General features: G+C 46.2%; 14 protein-coding genes. 3 read left to right on the top strand and 11 right to left on the bottom strand.

The window, feature by feature from the left end:
- The first annotated feature begins 28 nt into the window (after positions 1 to 28).
- Positions 29 to 772: an alpha/beta fold hydrolase gene (locus CVD19_RS10070; RefSeq protein WP_101581761.1), complete on the top strand. Its 744-nt coding sequence runs from the start codon at positions 29 to 31 to the stop codon at positions 770 to 772.
- 292 nt (positions 773 to 1,064) lie between these two features.
- On the opposite strand, the gene CVD19_RS10060 is transcribed toward CVD19_RS10070, so the two are convergent.
- A complete protein-coding gene (locus tag CVD19_RS10060) occupies positions 1,065 to 1,721 on the bottom strand; it encodes an amino acid ABC transporter permease (protein ID WP_101581732.1) in 657 nt (218 codons plus the stop codon).
- 100 nt (positions 1,722 to 1,821) lie between these two features.
- Positions 1,822 to 2,634: a basic amino acid ABC transporter substrate-binding protein gene (locus CVD19_RS10055; protein ID WP_101581731.1), complete on the bottom strand. Its 813-nt coding sequence runs from the start codon at positions 2,632 to 2,634 to the stop codon at positions 1,822 to 1,824.
- Positions 2,635 to 2,921: 287 nt separating this feature from the next.
- On the opposite strand from CVD19_RS10055, the gene CVD19_RS10050 reads away from it, so the two are divergent.
- Positions 2,922 to 4,130: an ROK family transcriptional regulator gene (locus CVD19_RS10050; RefSeq protein ID WP_101581730.1), complete on the top strand. Its 1,209-nt coding sequence runs from the start codon at positions 2,922 to 2,924 to the stop codon at positions 4,128 to 4,130.
- Between the two features lie 260 nt (positions 4,131 to 4,390).
- On the opposite strand, the gene galE is transcribed toward CVD19_RS10050, so the two are convergent.
- The 4 genes from galE to CVD19_RS10030 all read right to left on the bottom strand — a co-directional run bounded on the left by galE (position 4,391) and on the right by CVD19_RS10030 (position 11,221).
- Positions 4,391 to 5,383 carry a UDP-glucose 4-epimerase GalE gene (gene galE / locus CVD19_RS10045; RefSeq protein ID WP_101581729.1) on the bottom strand — a complete coding sequence of 331 codons (993 nt, stop codon included), beginning with the start codon at positions 5,381 to 5,383 and terminating at the stop codon, positions 4,391 to 4,393.
- A 3-nt stretch (positions 5,384 to 5,386) separates the two neighbouring features.
- Positions 5,387 to 6,574 (bottom strand): galactokinase, encoded by a 1,188-nt coding sequence (locus CVD19_RS10040; RefSeq protein WP_101581728.1) that lies wholly within the window; start codon positions 6,572 to 6,574, stop codon positions 5,387 to 5,389.
- An 81-nt stretch (positions 6,575 to 6,655) separates the two neighbouring features.
- Positions 6,656 to 8,158, bottom strand: a complete 1,503-nt coding sequence (gene galT / locus CVD19_RS10035; protein ID WP_101581727.1) for a UDP-glucose--hexose-1-phosphate uridylyltransferase — start codon at positions 8,156 to 8,158, stop codon at positions 6,656 to 6,658.
- Between the two features lie 324 nt (positions 8,159 to 8,482).
- Positions 8,483 to 11,221: a dynamin family protein gene (locus tag CVD19_RS10030; protein WP_101581726.1), complete on the bottom strand. Its 2,739-nt coding sequence runs from the start codon at positions 11,219 to 11,221 to the stop codon at positions 8,483 to 8,485.
- Between the two features lie 318 nt (positions 11,222 to 11,539).
- Between CVD19_RS10030 and CVD19_RS10025 the strand changes: the two genes are divergently transcribed.
- Entirely contained in the window at positions 11,540 to 12,061 is a 522-nt protein-coding gene (locus CVD19_RS10025) for a hypothetical protein (RefSeq protein WP_142383515.1), read from the top strand.
- A gap of 164 nt (positions 12,062 to 12,225) precedes the next feature.
- Here the strand turns inward: CVD19_RS10025 and CVD19_RS10020 are convergent, their stop codons facing one another.
- The 5 genes from CVD19_RS10020 to CVD19_RS10000 all read right to left on the bottom strand — a co-directional run bounded on the left by CVD19_RS10020 (position 12,226) and on the right by CVD19_RS10000 (position 17,046).
- Positions 12,226 to 12,432, bottom strand: coding sequence for a hypothetical protein (locus tag CVD19_RS10020; protein WP_101581724.1), 207 nt, complete (start codon positions 12,430 to 12,432; stop codon positions 12,226 to 12,228).
- Positions 12,425 to 12,955 (bottom strand): Rieske 2Fe-2S domain-containing protein, encoded by a 531-nt coding sequence (locus tag CVD19_RS10015; RefSeq protein ID WP_101581723.1) that lies wholly within the window; start codon positions 12,953 to 12,955, stop codon positions 12,425 to 12,427. The genes CVD19_RS10020 and CVD19_RS10015 overlap by 8 nt, the downstream gene beginning before the upstream one ends.
- Before the next feature lie 24 nt (positions 12,956 to 12,979).
- Positions 12,980 to 13,531, bottom strand: coding sequence for a 4Fe-4S dicluster domain-containing protein (locus CVD19_RS10010; protein ID WP_101581722.1), 552 nt, complete (start codon positions 13,529 to 13,531; stop codon positions 12,980 to 12,982).
- Between the two features lie 238 nt (positions 13,532 to 13,769).
- Entirely contained in the window at positions 13,770 to 15,896 is a 2,127-nt protein-coding gene (gene fdhF / locus CVD19_RS10005) for a formate dehydrogenase subunit alpha (protein WP_101581721.1), read from the bottom strand.
- Positions 15,877 to 17,046 carry an MFS transporter gene (locus tag CVD19_RS10000; RefSeq protein WP_101581720.1) on the bottom strand — a complete coding sequence of 390 codons (1,170 nt, stop codon included), beginning with the start codon at positions 17,044 to 17,046 and terminating at the stop codon, positions 15,877 to 15,879. Before CVD19_RS10000 ends, fdhF begins: the two co-directional genes overlap by 20 nt.
- Positions 17,047 to 17,308 lie beyond the last annotated feature (262 nt).

Here is a 17,308-nt window from a genome sequence, read left to right as displayed (position 1 = left end):
TGTTAATAAAATCATTTGGGGGATTGGAATGGAATGTAAAAAGACAGCAACTGAATCATTCATTGAGCTCGATGGCGGTTATAAATTATTTACAAAAACGATTGGCCAGAGTAATGGCAACCCGACAGTAGTTATGGAAGCTGGGTATGGTGATTTTTCAAATGCCTGGGATAAGATCATTCCCGAGATTGCTAAATTGACAAAGGTTTTCGTATATGACCGGGCTGGTTTGGGTACCAGTGAAAAAAGCCCGAATCCGCGGACAAGCAAAGAAATGGTAAAAGAACTGAATGAGCTCCTCACAAAAGCTTGCTTAAAGCCTCCGTATATTTTGGTTGGCCATTCTTTTGGCGGTCTTAATGTCCGTCTGTACACTTCAGAGTTTCCCATTGAAGTTGCCGGGGTTATTTTGGTTGACTCAACGCCCGAGGATTACAAAGAGCGGTTCCTGCCAACCATGTCTGCGGAATTCCAGGAAGCATATAACAAACAGTTTGTCCATGAAGGTACATATGAAGAATTTATGGAAAGCTTAAATCAAATAAAACAAAGTCAAAGGCATCTTGGCAGCGTGCCTGTCATCGTTTTGTCTGCCGGGAAGAAAGCTCATTATTCACCAAAGTCACAGGCTTTGTGGCATGAATTGCAAAAGGAAATCCTAAATATATCCGATGACAGTGAATTAATCATCGCACATAATAGTGCACATTATATACAACATGATGAGCCAGAAATTGTAATTTCTGCGATTAAGCGTTTGTTGCAGAAATAAATTAGGAGCTGCCTGAGTATGGCAGCTTGCGGCTTTAACAAAAATTCGTAAACGTTTTGCCGTGCCAATCACTTCATATTTTGCAGACCCTGAAAACAATTTCTAGAAAGTGGAATCCAACCTAGTCTTTGACGAAAGTGGAGCAATGCTGGCTTTTTAAGATTATACCTTCGAAATTTGAGGGACATCTTATCCAGGGATGCTCCCTTTTCTTCATCTTGCCCGTTGGCTCCTGATTCTGAAATTCTCGAATGATGGTTCCTAAACCCTTTCCCTAGTTTTTCAATGATTATCATCCGGTTTCCAGTTTTCTCTCCAGTCTGCTTAACAGAAAGCTTAATGATAAAGTCAGGATTAGATAAATCAATGACGCTGTTAAATAAGGTTCCCATACACGGTAATACTGGCCGGCCATGGCTCTTGCCCAGTACATCATGTCAGGGGCGGCAATTACCGCGGCAAGGCATGATTCCTTTACGAGTACGACGAATTCATTGCCCAGCGGCGGGATCATTCTTTTAAAAGCCTGGGGCAGTATGACAAATTTCATTGCCTGGACATGGCTCATCCCAAGTGAACGGGCCGCTTCCATTTGCCCTTTATCGATTGATTGAATCCCTGCCCGGAAAATTTCCGCAATGTAGGCCGCTGCATTCAGTGACAGTGCCAGAATCATGGCTGCTATCCCGTTCGTTTCCCCGGTGAACTGGGGCACAACCCCAAAATGAATTAACAGAATCTGGACGAATAATGGTGTGCCCCGGAAAAAGGTGATGTACCAGACAAAAGGCAGTGACAAAATGCGGTGGCGCGCCATCTTCCCTAATCCTATAAAAAGGCCCAATACCGTTCCAATCATAATCCCTGCCAGGGAAAGGCCGATCGTCAGCAATGTTCCTTTTAACAGCAATGGCGCGTATTCAATAATAATGTCATACCGAAAACTCATTTCAGTTCCACTCCTAATAGACCCCTTGTCCAAAAGTTGTATGATAAAAATGCGTAACACTTTGATTCAAGGGTTACGCATTTTCGTTTGCTGCTCATATTTATTGCTGGTCTTTCAGCTGGTCAATATCCGCCTCGGTTCCGAACCATTTTTTATAAATTTCTGCGTAGGTTCCATTTTCAAGGATTGTATTAATCGCTTTATCAAAATCAGCTTTCAGCTTCGTTCCCTTAGGAAACATCAGGCCATAGTATTCCGGGTCGAAGCTCGCACTGTCATCAACTACTTTGAGCTTTTTATCGGGATTATTTTTCGCGTATGCTTCAACTACCCCGTTATCGGCGACAACAGCATCAGCCCCGCCGCTCGTTAATTCCATGATTGCCAGATTGTTATTATCGAATTTTTTGATGTTCTCATTGTTTTTACCGAGCAGATCATCCATTGCCTCCTGGCCGGTCGTTCCATTTTGGACTGCTACCTTCTTGTCTTTAAGGTCCTGTGCACTTTTAATGCTGCTATCCTCCGGCACTAAAATTTTGTTGATTGACAGAAAGTATGGAACGGAAAAGTCATAGGTTTGTTTCCTGTCATCATTGATTGTAATGGAGGAAACGGCCAGGTCGGCTCGCTTGCTTTCGATTTCAACAAATATCGGATCCCAGCCAACATCGTCAAATTTCACTTCGTATCCGGCCTCTTTGGCGACCGCGTTCAATACATCGACATCAAAGCCAACAATCTTCCCTTTTTCCATATACTCGAATGGAGCATATGCAGCATCTGTTACGACCCTGAGCGTTTTCTTTGAATCTCCTGATCCGCCACCGCTTGTCTGGCTCGTTCCACAGGCTGAGAGGACTAACATAAGAGCGGCAGCAGCAGCAAATGCCTGATAAACAATTCTCCTCATCGTTACTGACCCCCAAAATATTATATTTTCATAGTTACATTAAAAAAGTAGCCAAGCTCGACAATAATTTATATGTTTGAACTGGCATACCTATAACCAGTTTTTATTTTCAAATTGCCAAGTCCTTCATAAGCAGTACATAACATGGTATGTAGCAATGTGTCCTGGTAGAAGCTATTAATACATTCAGCCTAATGAGTTAATTTCGTGTTATAGTTTAATTCCAACATAGTTTATAATTAAATTTAATTAAGTAACTATCACATTGGTTTAATCGGGGGATTTTTATGGAGAAAAGTTTATTAACAGGAAGTTTTCAGTGGATGAAGTCGCTTAATAAATCTGTTATTTTAAATTTGATCCGGGAAAAAGAGCCAATTTCGAGAGCTGAGATTGCCAAACTGACAAAGCTCACTCCCCCGACAGTCAGCAATCTTGTTAAAGAATTGCTGGAAACCGGGATCATTATTGAAACAGAGCTTGGAGAATCAAGCGGCGGCAGAAAGCCGACGCTGCTAAAATTGAACAGCGGCCGATTTCTTATAATTGGGCTTGATATTGGATCTCACCACCTGAAGGTGATCGTGGCAAACCTGAATGGCGACATCCTCAGAAAACAAGTATTTCAGATGCCTAGCCCAATAACAAATGACGGGCTTCTTGAGCTGATGAAGAAAGCAATTGGTTCCATCCAGGATAAAAGTGAAACCGGCATGGATCAAGTGCTTGGCATTGGCGTGGCCATGCACGGGATTGTTGATGCCGAAGAAGGACTGTCCATTTTCGGGCCTAACTTGAAACTGAAAAACATTCCAATCAAAGAAGTACTTGAGCAGGAATTTAATATACCGGTCATGGTAGAAAATGATGCCCGGGCAATGAGCCTTGGTGAATTGTGGTTTGGGCATGGCGCCGGAGTAGACAGCCTGGTTTGTATCAATGTCGGCCGCGGCATTGGTGCTGGTATTATCATTGACGGTAAAATTTATAGGGGACAGCATGATATCAGTGGGGAAATCGGCCATATGACCATTGACATCGACGGACCGAAATGTACGTGCGGGAATTACGGATGCCTGCAAACCTTTGCATCTGGACCAGCAATTGCAGAACAAGTTAAAAAGGAATTGAGGCGTGGCACCCCTAGTAAAGTAACCGAGCTCGCGGGTGATATAGACGGGGTTACCGGAGAATTCATCTATAAAGCTGCCTTACTGGGAGATAGTCTGTGCCAGTCGGTATTAAACCAGGCCGGACGATATCTTGGGGTGGGGATAACCAATTTGATCCATACGATTAATCCGGAGAGGATCATTATTGGTGGCGGTGTGTCAAATGCCAGTGAATTTGTTGTGAAAAATGTAGTCGAAGCCATCGAGCAAAGAACTTTGACCCAATCCGCCAGGCAAACTCAAATCATGGCCTCTAAATTTGGGGAGGACGCAACAGTCATCGGTGCTGTAGCATTGATCCTGGTGCAAATTTTTTCAGCTTAGATGGAATCATCGGCGCCCTTCTTGTTAGCAAAGCGGGGAATTGGAGCTCATTTTTGACAATTCGGACGGGTTATTGGAGCCCCTGTTCTGCTAACAAAGCCAAATCCCGGGTGCTTATTCGGGTAATTGGCGACCCTTTTTAACGACAAACCCAGATTTCGGGCGGGTTACTTACGGTCGAGTCTGGAACTGTCTCCATAGAAAAAACGGCAAGCCCTCAAAAGTTGATGGCTTGCCGTTTCACTCTTTTCAAATAGCTGTTATTTTTTATCGCCGTAGCCGTGTGGATGGGCCTGATGCCATCTCCATGCGGTTTCGATGATTGTTTCAAGCTGATTGTATTTTGGCTCCCAGCCAAGTACATTGCGGGCTTTTTCCGAAGATGCAATCAGGATGGCAGGGTCTCCTGCCATCCTTGGGCTCACTTTTTGAGGGATCGAATGGCCTGTCACTTTGCGGGCTGTTTCGATTACTTCTTTTACAGAAAAGCCTTTACCATTACCCAGGTTAAAAACATCACTGCTCTCATTCTTTCGTAAATGCTCCAGCGCCAGCCAATGGGCATTTGCCAAATCCATGACATGTATGTAATCACGGATACAGGTTCCGTCCTCTGTTGGATAGTCATCGCCAAAAATGCCTATTGCTTCACGCTGGCCGAGCGCAACTTGCAGAATGATCGGGATTAGGTGGCTCTCCGGATCGTGGTCCTCGCCAATCATGCCTTCAGGATGCGCCCCGGCGGCATTGAAGTAGCGCAGGGAAATCGATTTCAGCCCGTATGCCCCGTCACACCAGCGGAACATTTTCTCCATCGCCAGCTTCGTCTCACCGTAAGGGCTTGTCGGGGATGTTTCATCTTCTTCCCGGATCGGAATTTGCTTTGGTTCCCCATATGTTGCCGCCGTCGAAGAAAAGACAATCTTTTTCACACCGTGGTCGAGCATGGCCGATACAAGCGAATGGGACGCAATCAGGTTATTTTCATAGTAATCAAGCGGCTTTTGCACACTTTCCCCGACCAGTGAGCTAGCGGCAAAATGAATCACTGCCTCAATGTCATGATTGGAAAACACCCGGTCAAGGAATTCGCGGTCACGAAGATCCCCTTCATAAAACGTCCCGCCTGTAACCGACTCTTGATGTCCTGTCCGCAGGTTGTCGATGATGATGACTTCTTCACCCTGGTTTAACAATTCCACAACAGTATGGCTTCCAATATAGCCTGTTCCGCCTGTGACCAAAATTGCCATTTTCTATTCCTCCTCAGTAATTTCTTTCGTACCGTCGCCGATTTCACACACATAGAAATCCGGCTCCAGGCCAGTCCTTGCAGTGTAATTAGCAGCGACAGCCTGTTTAAAATTCCCAACCGATTCTTCCTTCACAAGGCTTACGTTGCAGCCCCCGAAACCGGCGCCAGTCATTCTCGTTCCGACGCAGCCCGGTGCCTTTGAAGCTTCCTCAAACAGGACATCAAGCTCAAAACCTGTCACTTCATATAAGTCCCGTAACGATTCATGTGATTGATTCATCAATTCGCCAAAAGCGTCCAGATCATTTTCCTCTAGCGCTTTCCTTGCTGATATTACTCTTCCATTTTCGGTTATGACATGTTCAACGCGGCGCCGGATCGTGCCATCTTCAATCGCATAGCGAACCTTTTCCCATTCGGCGTAGCTTACATCGCCAAGTGACTTTACGTTTGGCAGCTGTTTTTGGATGATTGACAGCCCTGTCTCACACTCGCTCCTGCGTTCATTGTACTTTGATACGGCGAGACCGCGCCGTTTATTTGTATTGGTAATCACAATCTTATGTCCGTCTATTTTAACCGGGACATACTGAAATTCCAATGTATCACATTTTAACATAATAGCATGACTTTGCTTTCCCATGCCAACTGCAAATTGATCCATAATCCCGCAATTTACCCCCACAAAACGGTTCTCTGCCCGCTGTCCCAATTTTACAAGCTCTATTATCGGGATTTTAAGGCCGGCCGTTCGGCTAAGGGCAAGTGCGGTAACCAACTCGATGGAGGCAGATGAGGACAGTCCGGCCCCATTTGGAATATTGCCGTGGAACAGGATATCCGCTCCGCTAAACAGTTGGGCCTGATCCGCCCCAGCCATCTGGATAAGCTCTTTAAGGACCCCTTTAGGGTAGTTCGCCCAATCATCTTCCTCCTTATAGGCCAGCTCATTCACATTAGTGTCTGCCCCTGATGGAAAATTAGTGGATCGGAACCGGTAGATGCCGTCTGTACGGGCACTTACTGCTGCCCAGGTGCCAAAAGTTAGAGCTGCAGGAAAAACATAACCGCCATTGTAATCAGTGTGTTCGCCAATCAAGTTTACCCGTCCTGGCGCGAAAAAGATACGAACCCCATTGCTATAACCAAATTGTTCGAAAAACAGAGTGAAGAATTCATGCTTGTTCATAAACAAACCTTCTTTCAGTAGTTTGTGTCATTTATTGGTTAATGCTAAATTAAGCAATCTATATATCTAATTCAATGCCATTTAAACAAGAGTATCGAGGAATTTTTTAAAAGATTGTATGCCTGCCCCAGTCTGTTTGAATACGCCTGCATGCTCAAGCACAGTTTGGAATTTGAGGCCGACTTCTGCTTCAATAATCGACATCACATTTTCCGCAGTAATATTTTCATATTTTTCAAGGATTTCAGCATGCCAGACCCAATGCTTAAGCAGTGACGGATCCCACTGGTCCCGGTCAACCGGGTGCAACAGGTAGCCGGCTATGGCTTTCAATTCGGTGTCCAGCCTTCCTGGCAACACCGCCAGACCCATTACTTCAATCAAGCCGATATTTTCTTTCTTGATATGATGGAGCTCCTGGTGGGGGTGGAAGATTCCGTCCGGATATTCATCTGTCGTCCGGTTGTTTCTTAAAACTATATCCATTTCGTATTGCTCTCCACGCCGCCTTGCAATCGGTGTGACAGTATTATGTGGAGTTTCACCGCTGAATGCGATTACATCTGCTTGGCTGTCACTGTACGATTGCCATTTTCGCCAGATCAATTCTGTCACTTCAGCTGTCTCTTTTTTATTTCCCTTTACCCGGACGACCGACAACGGCCATTTTACGAGCCCGATTGTAACCGACGGATAAGCCTGAAGCTTCATTGTTTCTATTATTTTCGCTCTTTCAATCGCAAAGGTGTAGCGGCCGCCCTGAAAGTGGTCATGCGACAGGATCGATCCGCCCACTATCGGTAAATCGGCGTTGGACCCGATAAAGTAATGCGGGAATTTTTCCGTAAAATCAAGCAGCCGGTCAAAAGTGGCCCGCGAAATTGTCATCGGCACATGCTCACTTTTGAACACAATCGAATGCTCATTGTAATAAACATAAGGAGAATATTGAAGGAACCAGTCTTCACCATTGAGCTGCAAAGGGATCGTCCGGTGGGATGCCCTTGCCGGGTGGCTGAACGTTCCTTTATAGCCTTCGTTCTCCCTGCACAAAACGCAGGTTGGATAATTGGAAGCAGGCGCATCCTTTAACAATGCGATCTCTTTTGGATCCTTCTCAGGCTTGGACAAATTGATGGTAATATCGATATCCCCGTAAGGTGTGGATGCTTGCCACTGCTTGTTTTTCAAAATCCTGTCCGCCCGGATGTAATTCGAAGCAATTGACATTCGATAATATTGGTCTGTAGCTTTTGATGGGCTTTCCCGGAAATTTTCGTAAAACTTGCTGATGATTTCTGACGGGCGTGGCATCAGGCAGTCCATCAGTTCTGTATCGAGAATATCACGCTCGGTTATGGTGTTCGTGTCAAGCCTGCCGGTTTGATGAGACCAGTCCAATATTCTCTCCAGAATGGCCGTAAGCTGCGGACGCTTGGTTTCCGCCCCACTGTCTTCCCAGTCATTAAGCTTCAGGATCGACAGAATGCGGTTTCGTACATAAATTTCATCCTCGGGTTGAAATAACTGTTCGCTGATCCCGTAATCCAATAAATGTTGGATTTGTTGATAGATATGTATCAATCCGGCACCCCACTTTTAAGTTGTTGACTTAATTAAATTAATTAACTATCTCTCCCTTATTTTAAATCTTACCCGGATTTTTTACAATGGTTTTTAGCAAGGAAAAAGTCAGTGGCCTTCCATTGGGAAGCCAAGAAAGGGGGGCCTATAACGGGTATTGGCGCACATAAAAGGATTGGAAGCACGAAAAATGTTTTCTATAGCGGGTTTCGCGCACGTAAACATATAAAAACGGAAGGCGCCGCAGCACCCTCCGTTTTTAGAACCGCATATTTCACAAAACACCGATAGTACCATGGAAGCAAAAGAATCGTCTGTTTGCTTCTATCGTCCTGCTACCGAGATCCACTCATACTGGCGGAGCCTTAATTCGAACAGTGTTAACGGATCCTGGTAGATTTCTGGTTTCGCCCGCATATTTTCCAGGGCTGCCCTGCTTGTTTCAATTGATGTTTGAGCTTCTGCCACCGCATGATTCAATACATCCAATGGATTACGGAAAAAGATGGCAACATCCCGGTCCAGCGATTTCTCAAATAAGTCGAACTGCAGCAGGAACCTGTCGGCAATTGAGGCCGCAGTGTCATGGTAGTCTTCATTTTCCAGGAATGTCTGGTACCTCGTTTGCAGCATTGTCCGGTTCTGCGACAGTGCACCCAATAGTGTTCCGGCGCTTTTCAATAAAAATTGTTGCGGGGTGAAGCGCAGCAGGATGTTTACTTTTTCCAGTTGGACGCCCCTGGTCATCCTGTCTGAATCCCTGCGCCAATCGTCAAGCACTTTAAAATCGCATTCCAGGCTCATCCGGTCTTCACCATATAACGTATTAAAGCCATCGCTTAATTCATTTAAGTAATTTTGGCTCTCGTTGAATTCTTCCTTCGCAAAAGCTATCCAGTCCTGGAGGGCGCTGTAATATTTCGGCAGCACAGTGGTATCCAGGTAATTCTGGATACGGTTGTTCATCTCCTCATTCAGTTCGAGATGGATTTTGCGGAAATTGCTGTCTTCGCTGATTACGTCTGTACAGCCCCTGAGCAGTTCAGGTATCTTTTCCAAAAGCTCAGCCTTTATTTCATTTTTTGTTTGCTGGTACGATTTCTTGATTGTCCTCGTCTTTTCCTCCTGCAAATCATTCAGCTGATGAATGGCTCCATTCAGCTTCACCTTCATGTCCTCATTCCACTGTATTGATTCAACCAGTCCATTTTCCTTTTCAAACCGTTTTTCTAACAGCTGCTTAATCAATCTTCGGACAAAAAATAACAGCTTTCCAGTCCGGTCTTCGGCAATATTCCGGGTGCTGAAATTTTCTTTGATGAATTCTGCAAGCTCCCGGAGCTGGGCCTTGCTTTCATATGTGGATGAAAAAGCAAACACTTTCGCACGGGGGAAATACTCTTTTACCCGCGCCCATGTATTCTCAACAATGCCGACAGCTTCCTGCTGGTCGTATATTGTATCCATTTTATTCAGAAGGAAGTGCACAGGAAGATTGGGTGCCTGATCCCGTATTTGTAAAAGTATGTCCTGTTCCTGCTCAGTAAAAGGTGCACTTACATTCATTACAAACAGGAGGCTGTCTGCAAACTGGGTACAGGTCATCACCTTTTCTACATTTGTGCCATTAATCCCCGGAGTATCGATAATCGCCAGTCCATGTTCCCTTAAAAATGGGCTTTGCAATGTGAAATCAATGACAGCGGCCCGGGAATGTGTTTGCTTGCGGACATCGGTTCTCTCATGAAACTCAGCCAGGCCTTCGATTTCCCTCACCTTGTTGTCCTCGATCTCATTGATGCTGGCTATTTCCCCATCCTTAAACATGACGACAGTGGAAGTAGCAGCTGGGCCCAGGACTTTTTCACCGAGAACAGAGTTGATGAACGAAGATTTTCCGGCGCCCGGCAGTCCCGCAACGAGAAGGTGGCTTGTTTGCAGATCAGACAGCTCCTTCACAATCCATCTAATACGGTTGCCAACATCTAAATCATTGTTCCCCGCCCATTTGACGATTTCCTCAAATAATTGCAGTGTTTCCTCCACTCCATTGGTGATGCTGCGAGATTGATAGACAAGTGTCTCTGCATCTTGAATGGAAGTTTCATCAATGCTTAGCGGGAAGATCTCATGCCAGGCAAGCACAGCTGCAGAAGCAAACATTGCATGGGAAGAATCCGTGATTTTGAGCCAGTTTGTCAAAAGGTTTGGCATGACACCCTTCAACTCATTGATATAATACTGCCCGTTAATCAACTGCAAATAGGCATCCTTATAAAGGGCTGACAGTTCATGCCATGCATCTGTGCGGCTTGCTTCCATGCCCAGGAACAGCTGGTCGAATGTCATTTGCCAGGAGAGTGCCATCCCTTCCTGCTTATAGCTGTTCCAAAGGCTTGCAGCAAACGCCTCAAACCGCGCCCTGTCAACACGGTGGAGCACTGCCAAAGCCTCATTAAAATACACCGGTGGAAGAGATTGTGCCCTGCCATTATCCACATATGTTTTAAGAACATCAAACCATTCGAGTGACTCTGTCCGGATTGCTTCGTTAACCGCAAGCTCGACGGCATTGCCCCAGTCTCCGTTTTCTTCAAAGAAAGCACGTGCCAGCCCGGTTACATTTGGATATTCCGGATTGAGGGCCACCGCTCCCTTGATCACGTTTACGGCCTCGTCCCGTTTGCCCTGTTCTATGTACACGGACAATAATTGGAGGGCTATTTCCGTTTTCAGTACCAGGCTTTCCGTATGGACAGATTTGTAAATGTCCTCGGCAGTCGTCAGCAAACCAAGCTCGAAGAATGCATCTCCCATGTTTTTCTTTGCCCACGGCTCCAGCTGATTGTTAATATTCTCCCATTTAAAAATGGCCGCCTCAAAATCTTTGTTATGAAAATATAATTCACCCTGTGCAAAGCGGATATGGGAAACATCCGGCATGTCTTTTTTCTGTTCTTCCTGGTACAGGTCCCCGAGCAAACGGACCGGGTGTGCCGTTTGATCAGGCGGTAAGAGTGTTTCATAGAACACCTTGCCGATCAGCTGATTCTCCAATGTCATTTTGAATCCTCCATAATACATATTTACAAACTCATTTTAGTTCTTAAGTTATATAATTATTCCTTTTATGCCATAAGTTAAAACTCTGTCCTAGTATTCTATCAAAGTTTTCTTTACGAAAAATTTCAATTAGCTTTCAATTAGAATACAAACATGTAATTAAATTGATTATTGGGACATATGCCCCGGCACTCATACCATTCGTGATTGAAGGCGGCATTGCGGGGGCAGGGCGCGCAGGACAGGATTCCAGTATTGTGCAGCCCGGCAAAAAGCAATATGATTGAATTATATGAACAGTCCGAAGGAGAAACAGACATGCTGAAACTTATCTTAAGAGGAGTAACTATAGAAGAAATTAGTTCCACCCTCGTTCAACAAAATGGGGGGAGTTATATTGCCATGCACCAAGGCAAGACACTTGCGGAGCTTCAGCCCGGAATGAACGAAGTCGTATTTCAGATCAGCCAACATCTCAGTCTGGAGGAATTCCAGGTGTTGCATGACGGCATCGTCAGCATATCAGAGGCGACGGGCGCGGAAATAGATGAAACGAAATGCCAGCTCGGTTATTTGCAAAATGGCGACAAGGCATATCTGATCAGCAATTGGGACGATTGGAAGCAATTTTTGGTGAGCGCTAAATTGAAGACACTTGAAGGCCAGAATGTAATTGTAAAAAAGGAAAACGGTGAACAGCTTGGTGCCGGATTGCTTGCCGAATTCACGACTGCGGTAAATCCGTTCCGCATCACTTCATGCACCTTGATCACATTGTTTGGTGACAAGAAAATAGAAGGAACACAGCTAACGGTGGAACCGGCTGGCCAGTTTGGGTGACGTAGCCTTTGCCGGATCATAAAGAAAACTCGCCGATTGGCTAGCCTTGAGGCGAAGGCAGAAGCGTAGTTGCTTAGTACCTAAAATTGGCCCCGCGTCGAGTTTTCTGCTGCTGCCAATTTTAGCTTTCCTAAAGTGTGAAAAAATAGCACCGGGTCACGGTGCTATTTTTGCTTTTTTCTATACTCCTGCTTCTTCCAGATGAGATAGGCGATTGTTGCGAGCACTGTTGAAAGGAGAGCCAGGGACATAAATGTGTAAACATGGCCGTATTCCTCTCCGTAAAACCCCTCGATCACATTGGACAGGGACACGATATTGATGACGAGAAACAGGAAAATTGAAAAAAATGCAGCCTGTTTTTTACCCATGTCTTACTTCCCTCCCCACTGCAAAAACTTTCCCGTCTTTCACTTCCAGAAGAATTTTCGGAAGCTCCCGCTGCGGCGGCCCCGCAACTGGGTGGCCGCTGTTCACGTCAAAGTAGCCTTTGTGGCAAGGGCATAATAAGATATTTTCTTTATGTTCATAAAAAACCGGGCACTGCAGGTGGGTACATTTATTATTATAAGCTACAAACTTATCATCCGGGGTCCTGACAAGGATTGCGGGATCATCTTTGGTGGGGTAGTTGAAATTCCTGGCTTCACCGATATCCAGGTCAGCTTCATCAGTGATTTCAACCCGTTTTACATTTCCATCCTGATCTTTCAGGTATGAGATGATTCCAAAGGGAGTGGTGGCCAGCCCGATTGCCACTGTCGCCCCAAACGAAGCTTTTAAAAATGCCCTTCTGTTTATGTTGACATCATCTTTCCTGTTCAGGTTGTCTATCAACTTGATCATATCCTGGTCGTCAGATTGATGGTTTTTGTTATTTTTATCTTCCGTCATAACTGACACCTCCAGCTTCACATATTATTGTTGGGAATCCGTATAAACTCCAAAGAATTCCGGGACGTAATCCCACTTGTTGCCTTCCTGTGGTTTTTTGCCTTCAATCAGGTTCATTTGTGTCCGTCTTCTTCTCAATTGCTGCATTTCATCAAAGTCGATGAAGCGGATTGCGTCACTTGGGCAGACTGAAGCGCACATCGGTGGAATGTCGTCCCTCGTCCTGTCATAGCACATATCACATTTGTACATTTTGTTCTTTTCAAAGTCAAATTTAGGAATCCCGAACGGGCAGCCAAATGTACAGTTCCGGCAGCCAATGCATTTTTCCTCCATCGCTGAAAGGACCACGCCTTCTTCAGTGATCTGGATTGCATTGGCCGGGCAGACGCGCGCGCATGCCGGGTCTTTGCACTGCAAGCACAACATCGGGAAAGTCTGGCGAGATTCAGTGAAGTCCACGTATTCGACATAGTTCCGTTCCTTGGCATCATGGTCACCGCACTCACGGCAGGCTGCCTGGCAGGCCCGGCATCCAATACATCGTTCAAATTCAAGATACATTATTTTTTTCATGTCACGTTCCTCCTTGTAAGAAAAGCGGAAGCGTCTTGCCCAGCCCCGGCAGGCATAATCTCCTGCAGGAAATCCTGATTTCCGGATGGAGACGGCTTATGACCCGAGCTGCTCAAAGCTAACGCTTCTCGCAAGATACTCGGGGAAGTCTATTCAGGATGAAAACTGGCTAGGCGCTGGAGCTAGACATCGAAAACTTTTCTCGCATAATAATTTATTAAATGAACGTATTTTTTCCTTAGGATAATTTTTCGAGCTTTACAGCACAAACTTTAAACTCAGGCATCCGTGAAGTCGGGTCCAGTGCCGGATTGGTCAATTGGTTAATGGACATTTCCTTGCCCCAGTGGTAAGGGACGAACAGTGTATCTTTCCGAATCGCTTTTGTCACGCGAACTGGTGTAACCATCTCACCACGAGGAGTACAGAGTTTAACTTTTTCTCCATCTTGTACTTGATACGCGCTTGCAAGTTCCGGATGCATTTCCGCAAATGGCTCAGGGCATTGCTCCATCAGGAATCCGACACGCCTTGTCTGGTTCCCGGACAGGTAGTGGAAGACAACGCGCCCGGTTGTGAGCCAGAGCGGGAACTCCTTGCCTGGCACTTCTGCCGGGTCTTCCCAGTCGACAACCGCAAGATTTGCACGGCCGTCTTCAGTCGCAAATTTTTCTTTAAAAACCGTTGGCGTGCCTTCATGATCCTCTGCAGGTGCCGGCCAGAACACGCCGTCCTGTTTGTCAATTTTTTCATATGTGACGCCATAATAGTCCGCTTTTCCGCCCTTGGAAGCGAGGCGCAGCTCGTCGAAGATTTCGCCTGGCTCATTGTATGGGAAGAACTTGCCCCGGCCTAGCCGCTCCGCGATCATTTTAATGATTTTCCAGTCTGGCTGTGATTCTCCAAGCGGCTCCACTACTTTGCGAATCCGGATGATCCGGCCTTCGAGATTTGTTGTTGTCCCCTCGTCCTCTGCCCATGTCGTAGCCGGCAGGACTACGTCTGCAAGCTCGGCCGTCTCTGACAGGAAGAAGTCATTGACTACAAGGAAATCCAGGCTTTTCATAGCTTTAGTTACATAATTGATGTTTGGTGATGAAACAACCGGGTTCGAACAGATCACATGCATCGCGCGGATCGTCTTGTTTTCCATCAGCTCGAACATCTCATAGGCAGACACACCCTGCTGCGGCATTTCTTCAGGCTTGATGCCCCAGACGCCGGCAATGTATTCAACATGCTTTGGCTCGGTGATCTTGCGGTAGCCTGGAAGCGCATCGGCTTTCTGGCCGTGCTCGCGTCCGCCCTGGCCATTGCCCTGGCCTGTGAATGTTGCAACCCCTGAAGCGAATTTGCCGATCTGGCCCCGCAATAATGCCATCGATGTGTAAAGGCTGACGTTGTCAACGCCTTTTATCTGCTGTTCGACACCGCGGGCAAACATGACCACCGAACGTGGTGATTTGCCGTATATATGTGCTGCCTTCACAATTTTTTCAACAGCAACACCTGTAATTTCAGATGTATATTCAGGCGTGAATTTCGCCGTCATTTCTTTTAGCTCTTCAAAATTATTGCAGCGCGCCTTGACATATTCATAATCAACATAGTCGTGCTTGATCAAGAGATGCATGATTCCATTGGCTAGAGCTGAATCCGTTCCTGGCAGCAGGTCAAGGTGCACATCGGCAACACGCGCTGTCGGAGTTTCACGCGGATCGGCAACAATGATTTTCACGCCCTTGTCCTTCGCTTTCCACAACCACTGGATGCTGGTCGGATGGCACTCAGCCGTGTTTGTTCCTGACATGAAGAAGCAATCTGTGTGCTCAAGCTCTGTCCAAGGAAGGGTTGATCCGCGGTCCATGCCCAGCGTCTTGTTAAATCCACCGGCAGCAGAGCTCATGCAGTAGCGGCCGTTGTAGTCGATATAGCGTGTGCCAAGGCCGACGCGGGCATATTTTCCGACGAGATAGCATTTTTCGTTTGTCATCGATACGCCCCCGTAAACACCAACTGCATCCTTGCCATATGTGCCCTGGATTTCCTTGAACTTGCGCTCGATCAAATCAAGCGCTTCTTCCCAGGAAGACTCGACGAATTTGCCGTTCTTCTTGATCAAAGGCCGTTTGATGCGGTCCGGATGGTCAACTGTCTGGTAGGCTGTCACCCCTTTAGGGCACATTTTTCCTCTTGTCAGCACCCAGTCATAACGGGGTTCGACGCCGACTACCTTGTTCGTTTTTTCATTGACGCGTATGTGCATGCCGCATTGCATCCCGCAGTAGCAGCAGTGGGTTGTCACTAATTTTTCACCTTTGCGGAGCTGGTTTTTGACGCCTTCTTTAACGAGAAACTGGCTCATTGACTGTTTCCTCCCTCAAGTCTTGGTCTATACCGTAAAATTGTTCTGAACGTTTTTTGCTGAATCCTGGTAAATGGATCCCGTTATTGGTCACGACTGGGCCGTATGGATTTCCTTTAGGGGCTTCCATGTTCATTTGTTTCAATGCCCTCATGCGGCGGCGGCAGGCCGTGCAGTAATCGGACAGGTATGATCCATCCGCAAGCTGTAGGTCGAAGTTTTGTGCTTTCAAAATCGCCTGTACATCGGCAATCTGGGCATCATCGCTGTACACTTGCCCGCAGCACTTGCAGGCTTTTGTATCGACTTTCACTGTTTCCTGGTAGCTCATCGGAACGGCAGTGGCAAGCGGCCTGATCGGCACATGGAACAGTTTCCCGAATGGGAAGTACATCAGCATGACAACGACGGTTACTTGATGGATCAGCGACATGTAATGGTGCATCCAGCCTTCCAGGAAGGTGTAGGACACGGTCAGGAACAAGCCTGTTGCCGTCACTGCAAGCAATATAAGGAGCGGCAAAATGTCAAACTCGAAACGCTGTGTGACTTTGACATCGTAATCTGTGACCCTGCGGTACAGTGCCATGCAGACACCGATCATCACCATGATAGCCCCGATGTTCAGGGCATTGTAGACGATCTCGGCAAAGATTCCGTGTGCTGCCATCTTGATTGTCGGGATATTGAAGAAAACAACCTGGTACGTTTCCGGGTCAACAAGGTCAAAACGGAACCAGCCAAACGTCAGCCCGAAGGTCACCCCAAAGGAAATGATGCAGCCCCATGATATCATCAAGTGCTGGATGCCCCGGTACAGACCCCGGTTAAAAATGAATTTTTGAAGGATGATATTATCAATGAGAGTTTTAAAAACTGCTTTGGCGTTCCGCTTTTGGCGCTGTTTATCGAACAGGTTTTTTACGCTTCGCGATGCCACCCTGTTCGTTGCCGTCCTATAGAGCCAGAAGCTCATCCGGATTGCAAGGCCCACCGCGAATATCGCTGACGAAATCGCATAGCCTAAAAGTGCCATATCTATATGAAGAAAATTATCGGTCGCCACCCACATCGAAAAAAATAGGATGAGTACAGCATAGAACGAATACATGCTTGTTTTGGAGTAAAAAGATTTTTCAAAATTATACACGCTCGAAACCTCCTTACGGTTATTTCTGTTAAAAGAGTAACACGGAGAACAGCTTGAACAAGGCATAAAATATAAACAATTTGTGAATAGTGAAAACTTGATTTTTCACCGTGTGGCACTGGACAAATTCCGATGCGGTTCATATGTTCATTTTCTACCTAAATATTAAAATAGGATAACAGCTGCGTATGTGAAGTACGTCACACCAAGTATTTTTCTTAAAAACTTCGGTTTATTTCTTCACCCGCACAGCCGGAAAGCC

Source organism: Bacillus sp. T33-2 (assembly GCF_002860205.1).
Classification (GTDB): Bacteria; Bacillota; Bacilli; order Bacillales; family Cytobacillaceae; genus T33-2.
Note: the sequence above shows the minus strand (reverse complement) of the source record. Positions and strands in the feature narration are given on the sequence as shown.